The 11,657-nt window shown below is 60.2% G+C and carries 17 protein-coding genes; 1 reads left to right on the top strand and 16 read right to left on the bottom strand.

Annotated features, from left to right (window positions below; genetic code table 11):
• Nucleotides 1–48: 48 nt before the first annotated feature.
• The 13 genes from AC1DWM_RS29430 to AC1DWM_RS29370 form a co-directional block, all read right to left on the bottom strand.
• Nucleotides 49–375, bottom strand: coding sequence for a GPW/gp25 family protein (locus tag AC1DWM_RS29430; protein WP_159390409.1), 327 nt, complete (start codon nt 373–375; stop codon nt 49–51).
• 13 nt (nt 376–388) lie between these two features.
• On the bottom strand, nt 389–610 hold the full coding sequence (locus tag AC1DWM_RS29425) for a hypothetical protein (protein ID WP_218497384.1): 222 nt from the start codon (nt 608–610) through the stop codon (nt 389–391).
• Between the two features lie 59 nt (nt 611–669).
• The gene (locus AC1DWM_RS29420) at nt 670–1,230 is read right to left on the bottom strand and encodes a phage baseplate assembly protein V (RefSeq protein ID WP_477796818.1); all 561 of its coding nucleotides are present in this window, start codon (nt 1,228–1,230) and stop codon (nt 670–672) included.
• On the bottom strand, nt 1,197–1,760 hold the full coding sequence (locus AC1DWM_RS29415) for a hypothetical protein (protein ID WP_477796817.1): 564 nt from the start codon (nt 1,758–1,760) through the stop codon (nt 1,197–1,199). The genes AC1DWM_RS29420 and AC1DWM_RS29415 overlap by 34 nt, the downstream gene beginning before the upstream one ends.
• A complete protein-coding gene (locus AC1DWM_RS29410) occupies nt 1,753–2,388 on the bottom strand; it encodes a phage tail protein (RefSeq protein WP_477796816.1) in 636 nt (211 codons plus the stop codon). The genes AC1DWM_RS29415 and AC1DWM_RS29410 overlap by 8 nt, the downstream gene beginning before the upstream one ends.
• Complete coding sequence (locus AC1DWM_RS29405) at nt 2,385–2,699, bottom strand: head-tail joining protein (RefSeq protein ID WP_477796815.1); 315 nt, start codon at nt 2,697–2,699, stop codon at nt 2,385–2,387. Before AC1DWM_RS29405 ends, AC1DWM_RS29410 begins: the two co-directional genes overlap by 4 nt.
• 2 nt (nt 2,700–2,701) lie before the next feature.
• Nucleotides 2,702–3,697 (bottom strand): major capsid protein, encoded by a 996-nt coding sequence (locus AC1DWM_RS29400; protein ID WP_477796814.1) that lies wholly within the window; start codon nt 3,695–3,697, stop codon nt 2,702–2,704.
• A 74-nt stretch (nt 3,698–3,771) separates the two neighbouring features.
• Complete coding sequence (locus AC1DWM_RS29395; protein WP_477796813.1) at nt 3,772–4,116, bottom strand: head decoration protein; 345 nt, start codon at nt 4,114–4,116, stop codon at nt 3,772–3,774.
• The gene (locus AC1DWM_RS29390) at nt 4,113–5,264 is read right to left on the bottom strand and encodes a head maturation protease, ClpP-related (protein ID WP_477796812.1); all 1,152 of its coding nucleotides are present in this window, start codon (nt 5,262–5,264) and stop codon (nt 4,113–4,115) included. Before AC1DWM_RS29390 ends, AC1DWM_RS29395 begins: the two co-directional genes overlap by 4 nt.
• The gene (locus tag AC1DWM_RS29385; protein WP_477796811.1) at nt 5,261–6,745 is read right to left on the bottom strand and encodes a phage portal protein; all 1,485 of its coding nucleotides are present in this window, start codon (nt 6,743–6,745) and stop codon (nt 5,261–5,263) included. Before AC1DWM_RS29385 ends, AC1DWM_RS29390 begins: the two co-directional genes overlap by 4 nt.
• Nucleotides 6,745–6,951, bottom strand: a complete 207-nt coding sequence (locus AC1DWM_RS29380) for a phage head-tail joining protein (RefSeq protein WP_027923826.1) — start codon at nt 6,949–6,951, stop codon at nt 6,745–6,747. The genes AC1DWM_RS29385 and AC1DWM_RS29380 overlap by 1 nt, the downstream gene beginning before the upstream one ends.
• Before the next feature lie 53 nt (nt 6,952–7,004).
• Complete coding sequence (locus AC1DWM_RS29375; protein ID WP_477796810.1) at nt 7,005–9,014, bottom strand: phage terminase large subunit family protein; 2,010 nt, start codon at nt 9,012–9,014, stop codon at nt 7,005–7,007.
• 3 nt (nt 9,015–9,017) lie between these two features.
• Nucleotides 9,018–9,617, bottom strand: coding sequence for a terminase small subunit (locus tag AC1DWM_RS29370; protein ID WP_477796809.1), 600 nt, complete (start codon nt 9,615–9,617; stop codon nt 9,018–9,020).
• 570 nt (nt 9,618–10,187) lie between these two features.
• Between AC1DWM_RS29370 and AC1DWM_RS29365 the strand changes: the two genes are divergently transcribed.
• Nucleotides 10,188–10,472 (top strand): hypothetical protein, encoded by a 285-nt coding sequence (locus AC1DWM_RS29365; protein WP_410922108.1) that lies wholly within the window; start codon nt 10,188–10,190, stop codon nt 10,470–10,472.
• Here AC1DWM_RS29365 and AC1DWM_RS29360 read toward each other — a convergent pair.
• The 3 genes from AC1DWM_RS29360 to AC1DWM_RS29350 all read right to left on the bottom strand — a co-directional run.
• Nucleotides 10,461–10,670 (bottom strand): hypothetical protein, encoded by a 210-nt coding sequence (locus tag AC1DWM_RS29360; protein ID WP_477796808.1) that lies wholly within the window; start codon nt 10,668–10,670, stop codon nt 10,461–10,463. The two genes, AC1DWM_RS29365 and AC1DWM_RS29360, sit on opposite strands and share 12 nt — an antisense overlap.
• A 65-nt stretch (nt 10,671–10,735) precedes the next feature.
• Nucleotides 10,736–11,179 carry a DUF1737 domain-containing protein gene (locus AC1DWM_RS29355; protein WP_477796807.1) on the bottom strand — a complete coding sequence of 148 codons (444 nt, stop codon included), beginning with the start codon at nt 11,177–11,179 and terminating at the stop codon, nt 10,736–10,738.
• Between the two features lie 128 nt (nt 11,180–11,307).
• Nucleotides 11,308–11,657, bottom strand: a 350-nt coding sequence (locus AC1DWM_RS29350; RefSeq protein ID WP_477796806.1) for a phage holin, lambda family, incomplete at its 5' end; no start/stop codon positions are given.

The following is an 11,657-nucleotide window of genomic DNA, read 5'->3' as shown; positions in this document are numbered from 1 at the left end:
CGAGGTCCTCCAGCACTTGCGGCGGCGGCAGGGCCGCCAGTTCCATGGTCATGCGGACACCTCCAAAGTCACGTCGCTGCCCAGGTACTGCCCGGTCAGCTCAAAGGTGATACGCCCGTCGAGGATGGCCACGGCGCGCACCCGGCCCAGCTTCAGGCGTGGCTCCCAACGGCCCAGCGTGCTGGCCACCTCGGCCTGCACGGCGCTTTTCCAGCCGTCATTGACCGGCAGGTCGACAAAGCGCCGCAGCTTGCTGCCGTACTCCGGGCGCATGCGTCGGCTACCCAAGGGCGTGGACAAGATGTCCTCGATGGACTGGCGCAGGTGATCGAGGCCGGAAATGAGTTGGCCGGTGTGGCGGTCCAGTCCGATCATCCCGATCATGGGATCAGCCCTCGACCGCGACAAAATCCTTGCGACCATGCAAATACTCGAGCGCGACCGTGTCATCCGAGGCCACCGCAACCTGCCCCTTTTCCACTTTCAAGGTGCGCTCGGCGTCCAGCAGGACCAGCACCCGCGAGGTATACAGCGTGTCGCGAAAGAGGCTCAGCGTGGCCGGCGCGGGCGCCTCACTGGCGGCTGATACTTCCTTGGTTTTGCTTGTCATGGGGTTTACTCCAGGTATAAAAAAACCCGCACGCGGCGGGCTGAAGGTGAATGTTTCACTCAATGCGAGTGGTTGCTGCTGTTGCCCCCGGCGTCCATGATCGTGCCGGCGCCGGTGATGTCGCCGGACACGCTCAGCGCACCGTCGATGCTCACCTCACCCACCAACGTGATCTGGCTGGCCGTCACCCGGACTTGATCCGGCGTCACTTCAAACTGCGAGCCCCCGACCGTGATCGTCACGCGGCTGCCGTCGGGCACCGCGATGCTGTAGCTGCCGGCTTGCCAGTCGTAGACCAGCGAGCCACCATCGTCGAAGTACCACGCCTCGACGTGATCGCGGTTATCCGGCGGTGCCCCGGCGTTGCCATACAGACCCGGGATAAAAGTGCCCATGGCCGGATCACCGCTGGGACTGAACAGCACGCCCTGCTCATTCAGGCTTGGCGCGCGCCAATGACGGGCCTTACCGGCTGCCAGACTGTGCCAACGCACCCAGGCACTGATCCAGGTCCCGGCCTTGACCCGCACCCGACCGGTAGTCAAATCGACGCCGGCCACCACGCAGGGCAGCAGCATCGCCGCGATCATCCGGTCATGTTCGGCGCTGGCGTATCCCATGCCAGATCCTCCGGTTGAAAGTAGTGATCTTCATTGCCGGTGCCGGTGCAGCCATCGACGTTCAGGTACAGGGAGCCCGGAGGCTCGACAGGCCATAGCCACTCAACCTCGCCGAGGTAGATCTGCTGGGTCCACTCCACCGTCCACACGGTGTAGCCATCCAGTTCCGGTTTGGTCCAGTCCTGCCGCGACGCAACAAACTGCGCCTGTTCGACGYCATCCAGCCCCCAGGTTTGTCCCCGCAATAAAATGGCAATTTGTGCCGCCAACTGCGCACCCAGCTGCTGATGACGTGGCAACTCGGGCGCGACAATGACCCGCGCTTCAAAGCGCTGGACCAGCACCGTTTCACCGGTACCGATGTCTTGCCCGGGTTCAAACTCAACGGGTTCCAGAAACACCGCCGGCAGTGCCACCCGGTCCTGAATGTCCGGACAAGTCGCGACAAATCGCACCGTCGGTAAAGCTTGGCGGAGGTGTTCCTCGATGGCCGCGTACAACGCATCCAACGAAAAGGCAGGATCAGACACGGACGCTCCCCTTCAGGTATTTATGCAGTTCAAAGTTCATCTCTTGTTTGAACACCACCAGCAGACGCTCGTCGGCCTTGTTGGCCCAGATGTAAAACGGCCCCTCAACGTCTTCGAGCGAGACCTTGGCCTTGGCCAGTGGAAAGCGATTGTCGTTTTCCGCGATCCAGCCCGAACTCGTGCCGCCGCCCGCGGACGCGCTGCTGCCGGGGTAGTCGTCCGGGTTGAAATGTTTGCTGGAAGTGCGAATCCAGATATCGGCCTTGTTGCCATACACACGCTTGTAAAAAGCGCCCTGATACCGTCGACCCGCCACCGAAACACCGGCCTTGCCCTGCCTGGGCTTCCCTATCCGGCTGGCCTCCATCGGGTTGGTGCCGAACCAAAGCTTGCCCAATTGCCCCTGGCCTTTGGTGGGATAACTGCGTAAGCGCTGACGCACCGCCCGCACGGCAATCCGTTCCTGCTTGCTGACATCCCGCGCCATGTGCGTGGCCAGCCAACCCAACGTCTTGTTGATCGCCCGCCGTTGAGCCGCCGCGACCGCTTTGGGCACCACCTTGGCCAGACTGTCGAACGCTTGCATATCCTTGGCCGAGAGCTGCAGCGAAACCGGCACGGCACTCATGCTTTTAACCTCAGGACCAAGGCCACCAGACCATCACCCGCTGGCTCAAGGTGAATCAGGGTGTACTCGCCACCACCGTCCAGGACGGGCAATTCGATCAGCACCGTCTGCGCTTTTTCCACGCCCACTGCGTCGGCCACCCGAATGTGAAAACACGGCTCGCGCAAGCCAGTGTTCAAGCGTCCGATTTTGGGCTGCAACCAGGGCGCCGAGAACATACCCAGTATCCGTCGACCTTCGATGTAGCCGACGTCGGCCAGGGTGTCGAACACCACACTGTCGATCTCCGCGACCAGGTCTCGAAAGGCCATGGTCAGAGCGTCAGCAGGATCTGTGCCCGTGGACGCGTGCACAGGTGCAACGGGTTGGATTGGGCTTCACCGGCCATGCCCTTGTTGAACGGCAGTGGTTCCAGCTTGCTGTAATACGGCAGGCCTTGGGTGTTGGCCGTTTCCATGTAATCCGCCGGGGCAAAGCAGGAGATGTACAGATCCGGCACGCCTTCAGGAATCAACAAGGCTTGATCGTCATGGATAAAGGTCACGCCAGCGATTCGCCCGCGGTAGCGCTCCCAGACAATGCCACCGAGCTCGAAGCTGTCCCGCGCATCACCGCGCAACTCGGCTGCCTGGATCGTATTGAGGTAGGTTTCTTCAACTGATTTGTGCGTGATCAGCTTGTTCCAGAAGTTCTTGCCGCAGAACGCTCGCGCCCCGGAGCTGGTGACACTGCCGAGCTCGTCATCCTGCATGTCCAATGCTTCGGCGCACTTGACCCGAATCTTGGTGGCCGAATCATTCAGGCCCATGGACAGACTTTGTTGCTGCACACCAAACACCTGATAAATGTTCAGCAGGATCGTCGAGCCGTCAGCGTCCAGTACCAAGCCGTTCAGCGCGCCCATGCGTTGGAATTCATGAGTGGCGTCGAGCTGACGCTTGGCTTTGCTCAGGCGCGTATTCACTACGCCCTGCACAGCCTGCAGTTCGGTCGTCGTACCAAAGGCGCGAATGCCCTGAATCTCATCGGCCTTGATGGTGAAACGCTGCGGCAGGTGCACGGTATTGAACGGGATCATCTGACGCTTGCTTGCACCCACGACCAGCCCCGAGGTGCCGCGCTCACCCGCTGGCACCAGCGCCAGAGTGTTGCCGTCCTTTTCGATCTGCACGGTCAGGGTGCTGATACCTTCCTCGCGAAACAGACCCAGACTGCTGATGCGACCTGGCAGGTATTCCTGCTCATTGATCGCCGCAGTCAGCGAGGACACAGAAAAAACGTCGTCGGTAAAAATGCCAATATCGGCCATGAAAGGACTCTCCAGAAAGACAAAACCCCGCACAAGGCGGGGTTGGGAAAAGGGGGGTAAAGGAGCGAAAGAACTTAGCGGGCGATCACAAACTGGGCTGCCAAGGCAACCTCGGCGTCAGCATCAAGCCCGGTCAGGTGCACCTCGCTGACCTCGGCCAGCCGCACCACCGCACTGGCTCGACGCTCCTCGGTCGATTCGCCCAGCGGCCCGTACAGGATGCAGGCCGCCACTTCGGTGCCGTCAGTGGCGACGGGATCGTAGGGCGCAAACTCATTGGTCGCGGTGATCAGCCCCAGCACCTGGCCGGCATTCAATGCGGCACCAGCAGCCACCAGAATGGATTCACGAGAGATCTTCCCGGCTCCTTCGGAGAGCAGAAACTCGCCAGCGTGTAGCGTTTCGTACTTTACGGTCATGCTCGTGCTCCTTTTGCACTGTGGGATTGACCCGCCTGGGCGGCCTGACGGGCCGCCCAGATGGAAGGGGGGTCCGGTTGTTTCGCCTGCACCTTCGGTGCCGGGTCATGATTGAGGGGCAAGCTGTTGTCAATTTCAAAGCCGTTGCCGCTGCTGACGATTTTGTCGAACAGCCGCGCCCGCACCGCGGGTTCGTCCAGCCCCGCTGCCACGTATTCGACGCCCAGCTCTGGCAGGCGTGCCGCAACACACAGGTCATGCACCGCCTTGGCCCGGGTCAGCCCCGCCAGGACGATCTCTTCGCTTTCAAGCTGGGTCGAACTGAGCAACGGCGCGACCAGGTTGCTGATCCCTGACTCGGCACAACGCTGAGTGATCAACAACGCCAGCTTGGCCGCGTCCATCACCGGCGGTACGGGTAGCTCGGTGGGTTCGGGGATAGGTTCATGTTCTGCGGGCTCGTCGAGCTGGGCCAGCAATTCAGCTGGGGTGTGCTGGTAACGCTGCATCACCCCGCCCTGCCCCAGACACGCTTTGACCTGGACGCCGTCACCCACTTCATCGGCCAGCCCCAAGGCCACCGCCTCCTTCGCAGTCAACCAGGTCTCGGCGGCCACCATATCGCGCAGCTCTGCCTCATCGATGGTGGGTGCTTTGGCCTTGTAGGCTGCAATGATCGCTTCCATGGTTTGGTCGAGGACATCGGCCACCTTGCGAAAGCTGTCGGCATCGCCGGCCGCATAGGTCCATGGGTTGTGGATCATCAGCATCGCGTTGGACGCGATCACCACCTTGTGTGCACCGCACACGGCGACACTGGCCGCGCTCGCAGCCAAGGCATCAATACGTGCCGTGCACCGCTCGCCCAGCCGTGACAACGTGTTGTGCATAGCCAATCCGTCAAACAGGTCGCCGCCGATGCTGTTAAACGCCGCGATCACCGGCGACACCCCGTCATCGACGGCGCGCAGATCCTGCATAAACTGACTCGCGGTAATGCCCCAGGTACCAATCTCGCCATACACAAAGACTTCAATCACGCGCTCGGCGGCTTCGCCGCTGGCGTGCACGGCGTACCAGCTTTTGTCCTGCACCGGCACCCGCTGACCGGCCCGGTTGTAAATGCGCGCAGGCGTGTTCTTGCTCATGTTTGCTCCTTGTCGTCGAACGCCTGAAGCAGTTCGACGAGCGTGCTGTAATTAAGACCTTTGCCCCGAGCCCGTTCGGCATCGGCAGCGTTTTCTTCGTCCACCGTTTCGGCGTCATAACCGGTGCGCAGGACCATCTCGCTGCGCGAAGCAAAGCCGGCGTTAACTTCCATCGTGCGTGACTGAACATCCTGAACCGGATGGATATAGGCCCAGCCTTGTGGCACCCAGCGCGTACGCAGGTACTCGCGGCGCCGCTGGGCATAGTCCGGCAACAGTACGGCACCGCTGAGCACGGCCATGTCCATCCAGGCCGCACGCACCGGGCGGCACAACTGGTGCACATACACACCAAATTGCAGCTGCTCCAGTCGACGTCGGAACTCGGTGAGCACCACCCGCAGTGCGCGGTCATTCACGTCGCGCATGTCGCCGGTGAGGATCTCGTACGGCATCCCGGCGCCGGCGGCTGCCGCCATCAATTGCTGACGCATGAAGTCGGGATAGTTGTTGCCGGCATCCGGTGGCGTGGAAAACTCGACCTCCTCCCCGGGCAACAACTCCTGCATGGTCCCGGGCTCCAACGCCACCATGGGCGTGAAGCCATCCGAAGCGAGGTTCAGTGGCGCGCCAGTGACCGGGTCCACCGGGGTCTGGATGTCATCCGGTGACGGCTTTTTGATAAAGCCGGCAAACAGGTTGGCCACTTCCTGGCGGAACAGCACCGCATCGTCGTAGTTGTCCAGGCTGCGCAGGCGTTTCAGAACCGGTGACAAGCGTGGCAGACCACGCAACTGCCCCGGTTCRACCGGCTCAAAGATGTGCAGCACCTGACTGGCCGGTACGCGCACCAGTTGGTTGTACCCGCTGTTCAATGAGGAGGCATCGCCCGGATGCGAACGGTACATCCAGTACGCGACCCGACGGCTGTCCGGGCTGAACTCGATCCCGGCGCGAATGATGTTGCCGTTACGCGCTATCTCGAACTTGTCGTGCGGGACAAACTCCGGCGCCAACACCTGAAGTTGCAACGGCACCACCAGACCTTCATCGAGGCTGCGCGGACGCAGGCGGACAAAACACTCGCCGGCTGTTTCAACCGTCCGCGCGATCAGTGCCTGCTGTCCATAGAAGTCAGTCAGACCATCGGCGTCGGACTCTTCGGCCCAATCGGCCCAGAGTTCCTGCAGCAGGTGCCGAAGGTCATCGTCCTGGGTTTTCGGCCGTGGAGTGATGCCGGTGCCGATCAGGTTGCTGACCCGTTTATCAATGACGTTGAAGGCGTACGGGTCGTTGCGCACCGCCGCGCGGGAGCGCGAACGCAGGTTGCGTAACGCCGGAATGGCAATGCTGTTGAAGCCAGCGTCGGGTGCATCCCAACTGGCGGAACGGCGCCCTTCGGCGGCCCCTTCGTAACTGGCCTTGATGTTTGAGGGGATCAGGAAACCGCTGCGGCCCAAGGTGGGAAAGTGATGAGCCATTACAGTCCCTTGCCTCCATGATAAAGCCGCACAATGCGCGACCGAGGACCGGCCGCCGCGATCAGTGAGCTGCGAATTTCGTCGCGTGCCCTGAGCAGTTCGTCGATGTCGCGGTACTCAACGTTGCGATCCGCGTAGCGCACGATTTTTTCGCCGCGCGCAATTGCCTTCTCGACCGCATCGAGTTGCTGTTGGGTAAAGGCCATGGGAATCGCTCTAAAGTAAAAAGACAACGTGGTGTGCAACTGCGCGTTTTCACTCAGCGTCGTTTTTTGAGGTAGCCGCTGCTGGAGCTTCGACGCTGTGGGGGCCGTGCAATCGGCAGCGGTGCTGCTGCCAGTTTGGCCGGTGGCGGTACGAGATCAGCCGGTTGCTGCCGGGGTGTCGCGGGGCTGCTGATACGCTCAGCCGACACGGCTTTCTCGCCCGGTGGCGCCGCTTGAATCAGGGCGTTTCTCACCCGCTCCCAGTCGTGTTCCTTGTAGCGATTCAGCCCCAGGTAATGCGCCATCGCCAGGCTGTACACCATCAAGTCGAGGGCCTCATTGCGCTCCGCCTTGCCCTTGACCCACTCGATTTTTTTGTAGCCTTTGACATAGCGGGTCACCTTGCGCTCGGCAACGCACTGGGCGAAGAAATCGTCCGGCAGGTCGTTGGCAAAGTGCAGCGCACCGGGGCCGTCCTCCACCGGATAGCGGTTGTAAATCCAGTCCTTGGCGGTGTCGGTACCGATGAACCACAGCTCCACACCCTTGCGTTCAGTCAGGCCTTTCCAGGTGACGTCCATCATCGATGGCCGCTGTGCAATCACCGGCCGGCCCGGCTTACTCGCGCCTTTGACTGCAAAGATATTGCGCCAGCGTCGCAGCCGGCAGAACTGGTACACCTCGTCAGTGTGATTACCGCCGGAGTCGATGCCGGCCGCGCGTATCGTCAGCTCCGCACCGCACGGATGTGGGTAACGCACCTTGAGTTTGTCATCGAGCACCGACCAGGTGCGTTCGTCGGAGGGGTCGCCCCAGATCACCTGATAGTCAATGATCCAGCGCTCCATGCCGGCGCCCCACCCGACCACCATGAACTCCAGCCGGTTGGCTTGAACGTCGACCGATGCTGTAAGCATCAACACGGCGAACGGCATTGACCCCAGCCCGTAAGTTTCCAGGCGTGCCCGCGCCATCAGGACATCAGCTTTGGTTTGCTCTTGAGCGCTGTCCCAAACCTTGGCCAGACGGGTGTTGTAGAACACCTGCATGGGTTCCAGATCACCGCGGGACATGGCTTTTTTGGCCTTCTCGAACTGCTTTCCCAGCGAGGCCCAGCCGGTCCAACCCGGTGGCGAGTACAACGCATTTAGGTTGAAGCCGACGGTTTCACCATCGCCCTCGGCATGGGCGCGCCACTCGCCCTTGGCCAACATCTCACCCTTGTGGTGTTCTTCAATCAACACATCACAATCAGGCCCGGCGCACTCGTAGTGCACCAGCTGACAATCCGCCGAGTAATGCAGGCGCTCCCATTCGAGGACCTGCATGTGCCCACAGGTCGGGCATGGCACGTAGTAATAACGCTGGTCGCTGGTTTCGAACAGATCGGCAATGCGCGAAGCGCCCCTGATCGTCGGCGAACTGGAAAAGTAAAACTTGGCGTTACGGCCAAAGGTACTGCCCCGGGTTTCAGCCAACTCAATGGGGTCGCCCTCCTCCCCGACGTCCACCACCCAGCGATCCACTTCATCACCATAGATGTAGCGGGCCGACAGCTCCGACAGGTTTGCCGCCGAGCCGGCGGTGGTGATGTACAACGAGCCGCCTTCGAACTCCTTGGTGTCCATGGTGTTGCGCGCATCGCGTGCACGGTTKGCTGCCACMCGTTCGCGCAACACCGGGGTGGCYTTGATGGTCTTGCCGATGCGCGACGAGACCCGTTTGGCCAACCCCAGGCTGGGCAACAGCGTGAGAATGTTCGACGGCGCCATGTGGATCAGGCCGCCGATCCAGTTCAAGGCAATTTGGGTTTTCATCAACTGCGAGGCGACCATGGTCACCACGCGTTTGCATGGATGGGCCGGCGACAGGCAACGCATGGGCTCGCGGGCATACGGGGTGCGCGCGGTGCGGTACTGCCCGGGCTCGGCGGCGCCCGCATCACGCGGGATACGCATGTACTCGTCAGCCCACAGATCGATCCAGACATCCGGCTCTGGCTGCAACCCACGAAAATACGCCTCCCGGTACACCTGTGCACCGTCGGGCATTTCCGCTGACATGGCTTAACTCGCTACAGTCAAAGAATGAATGAGGTCTGTCGAGGACATCCGCTCAGCATCCTCCAGCACGCGGCGCAAGGCAGCGGTGAGGTGCTTCTCGATTTGCCAGTGATCACTCATGGCGGCCAGTTCGGGCGCTAACTGTGGTGGCATGCCGAGCAACAGATCACGCAACATCCGCCCGGTCGTGTACGCCGCCGTTTTCACCGCCTCCAACTCGACATGGGCGCCGCGATTTTTGTGAAACTCGCTCTCGGTCAGGCGTGACTCATAAAACTCGCGGTAGGCACGAGACTCCTGAAAGTCCGGAATACCCTCGACAGGCAGTGGCGCCTGGTGCGAAACAGCGGGTGAAGGCTCGTATACGATGGTAGGTGCCGGGGTTTGCCGTTCCGGCTTGCGCTGAGTTCGTTCGCGCTCATGCCGCGCCGCCACATTGGCTTTGCTCGGATCCGCGGTGCTGAATAGGCGTCGGTCCGTTGCCTCGACATCCACCATGCCGTCCGCCATCAAAACCAGGCGACCGCTCTTGGCCAGCTTCGACACATAGGGTTTCGACCAGCCTTGGCGAGTAGCGAACTCCGCTTTGGTGAGTGCTGTCATGTCCATGCCTTACGGTTAACCCAGCCGGGCCGAGAGTTAACCGAGTAAATTAGTCGGTTAACTCCTAGGTTAACCACTGGAAAGCCACGGCCTGCTTGGCTTTCAGACGTGTTTATAGCGACTGAAGGAGTTAACCAACTGTTTTACTCGGTTAAGTCCTTAGTTAACCACTCTGCAGGCCACGGCCCGCGTGGCTTACAGACGAATCAGGGGTGAACCGAGTTAACCTGGTTAACTCCTAAGTTAACCGCCCTGTAAGCCGCAGCCCATAAGGCTTTCAGCCCGGTTAACCAAGCGAGTTAACCAGTTAACTAACTTTGGCGGGGTGCCGCTAACGCGTTTGCGCGAGTCTTATGCCCCGTGTTCCTTGGAAGTTGCCAGGGTCCCCGCCGCCCTAAATCTACGCAGTGACGCGTTGCCTGCACTGTGAAGACAAACATTGCAGGGACGCATCCAGCATCGACGCAAAACGTTATCCATATCAATGGGCGATCGAACTCAAAGCGATAGCGTACCCAAGCCCTCAAATGCGTGAGGGCTAATAACGGTAGCAATCTCAAGGAGACAGGAATGACAAAGTACCTGATCGCTCACGTGCGTCAGAGCGGGCAAGACATGATAATTTTCCCGCTGGACTCTTCATTTGGCAGTAAGTCAGACCATGCGCAAGAAGAGTTTATGAGGACGTTTCAGTTAGCGGCTGCCGGCGCGAATCTCGCGGGCCGTGTCGTCGTTATCTGGCGCTCGGGGAATCGTACTTACTTCAGAGCCCCACCCGCCTGGCACTCTTTTTTCAAATCGCCAAACGCCTATGCGTTTGTGATGGCCAACCTCAACAAAGAGCTAACGATCTAGCATCCTTTCCAGAGACTTTGAGTTCTGCGCTGCTGCATCGGCGCAATCAACCGGGCAGTTGAGCTCTGCACGGGCATGATCAAGCGCACGCTGCAACGCGTCGATGATCTTTTCAATCGTTCCATCCCGGCGGAAGGACAGGTTTGTCACACCGCCGGTCTCTGTCTTAACCCAGAGCACGTCCAATTCTTCGTTCAATACCCGTACTTGCATAAATCCCCCTTTCTGTAGCTTTCAAAAACAAAATCGACACCTACTGGCTATCAAGGTATTGCCGCAAGCTGGCGGGCAATTTCGTCATAAATCGTCTTGGCTGACCAGGTATGTGCCACGAGGTCGGTGCCAGCTTGTAGCAGTGCGGCATCACCCTCAGCGGGAATTGCCGGTTGGTCACTCAGGTCGTTGTAGCTACCCGAAAAGTCCGAAGTGCCACCACCTATAGCGGCACGAGCAGCGGCGGCATCAACACTCACCAACACTGCCTTACCGACGTCCGAGGCGTCCGTGATGCTGTCCGAGGTGATGTCGTCTGGCGCACCACCAACATTGCTTGATCCTTTCACTACAGCCTGAAGCACTTGAAAGCCTTCAGTGATCGAAACGGGACCACCGTACGGCTGCCAGCCATCGACCATGGACTCAGCCAGCTTGGCCACCAGGTCTTCGGCATTGTCGGCAACCACTGCGCCATATTGGGTGTAGGCCATTCTCTAAACCTCAGGATTGAATGATTGAGCGGTGAGTGGCTGACATGCAGGCGACTCACCACAGCGGATGTAGCCCGTGATGGCGTATGCCAGCAGGAGCACAAGAGGCGGCAACCAAGGGCGGCGCTTCACGGTGCCGTATCCGATTTTGGAAACTTGGTTTCAGCAATTCGATCAGCCCAGTGAGCGACTTTCTTCACCCCAAGGAAACCCACCCAGATGCCAACCGGTTGGGCTAGCGACGGCGACAACCCCATCAATTCGAAGCCCCAGATAATGCTCAGGGAGAGCAGGACACACATGGGGCCTTCGATCAGTGCATCCTTCCAAGTACCGCCGGTGTAGAACACACGCAGCACAGTCATGCACAACGACAGAAATGCTGCCCAAATGGTCTGCGAATGCTGACTCAGCCACACGAATACAACAGCCCAGGTATCTGGTTTATCCGGCATGGGCAACATCTCGGCGAGTTCCC

It is taken from the genome of Pseudomonas sp. P4_C8 (genome assembly GCF_056401975.1).
This window is presented reverse-complemented; position numbering and strand designations above follow the sequence as displayed.

What these genes read in the sequence shown, in the direction of transcription:
- AC1DWM_RS29410 (WP_477796816.1), bottom strand. Translation starts at nt 2,388, where the DNA reads ATGAGTGCCGTGCCGGTTTCGCTGCAGCTCTCGGCCAAGGATATGCAA.
- AC1DWM_RS29390 (WP_477796812.1), bottom strand. Translation starts at nt 5,264, where the DNA reads ATGAGCAAGAACACGCCTGCGCGCATTTACAACCGGGCCGGTCAGCGG.
- AC1DWM_RS29420 (WP_477796818.1), bottom strand. Translation starts at nt 1,230, where the DNA reads ATGGGATACGCCAGCGCCGAACATGACCGGATGATCGCGGCGATGCTG.
- AC1DWM_RS29380 (WP_027923826.1), bottom strand. Translation starts at nt 6,951, where the DNA reads ATGGCCTTTACCCAACAGCAACTCGATGCGGTCGAGAAGGCAATTGCG.
- AC1DWM_RS29430 (WP_159390409.1), bottom strand. Translation starts at nt 375, where the DNA reads ATGATCGGACTGGACCGCCACACCGGCCAACTCATTTCCGGCCTCGAT.
- AC1DWM_RS29370 (WP_477796809.1), bottom strand. Translation starts at nt 9,617, where the DNA reads ATGACAGCACTCACCAAAGCGGAGTTCGCTACTCGCCAAGGCTGGTCG.
- AC1DWM_RS29365 (WP_410922108.1), top strand. Translation starts at nt 10,188, where the DNA reads ATGACAAAGTACCTGATCGCTCACGTGCGTCAGAGCGGGCAAGACATG.
- AC1DWM_RS29400 (WP_477796814.1), bottom strand. Translation starts at nt 3,697, where the DNA reads ATGGCCGATATTGGCATTTTTACCGACGACGTTTTTTCTGTGTCCTCG.
- AC1DWM_RS29395 (WP_477796813.1), bottom strand. Translation starts at nt 4,116, where the DNA reads ATGACCGTAAAGTACGAAACGCTACACGCTGGCGAGTTTCTGCTCTCC.
- AC1DWM_RS29355 (WP_477796807.1), bottom strand. Translation starts at nt 11,179, where the DNA reads ATGGCCTACACCCAATATGGCGCAGTGGTTGCCGACAATGCCGAAGAC.
- AC1DWM_RS29425 (WP_218497384.1), bottom strand. Translation starts at nt 610, where the DNA reads ATGACAAGCAAAACCAAGGAAGTATCAGCCGCCAGTGAGGCGCCCGCG.
- AC1DWM_RS29405 (WP_477796815.1), bottom strand. Translation starts at nt 2,699, where the DNA reads ATGGCCTTTCGAGACCTGGTCGCGGAGATCGACAGTGTGGTGTTCGAC.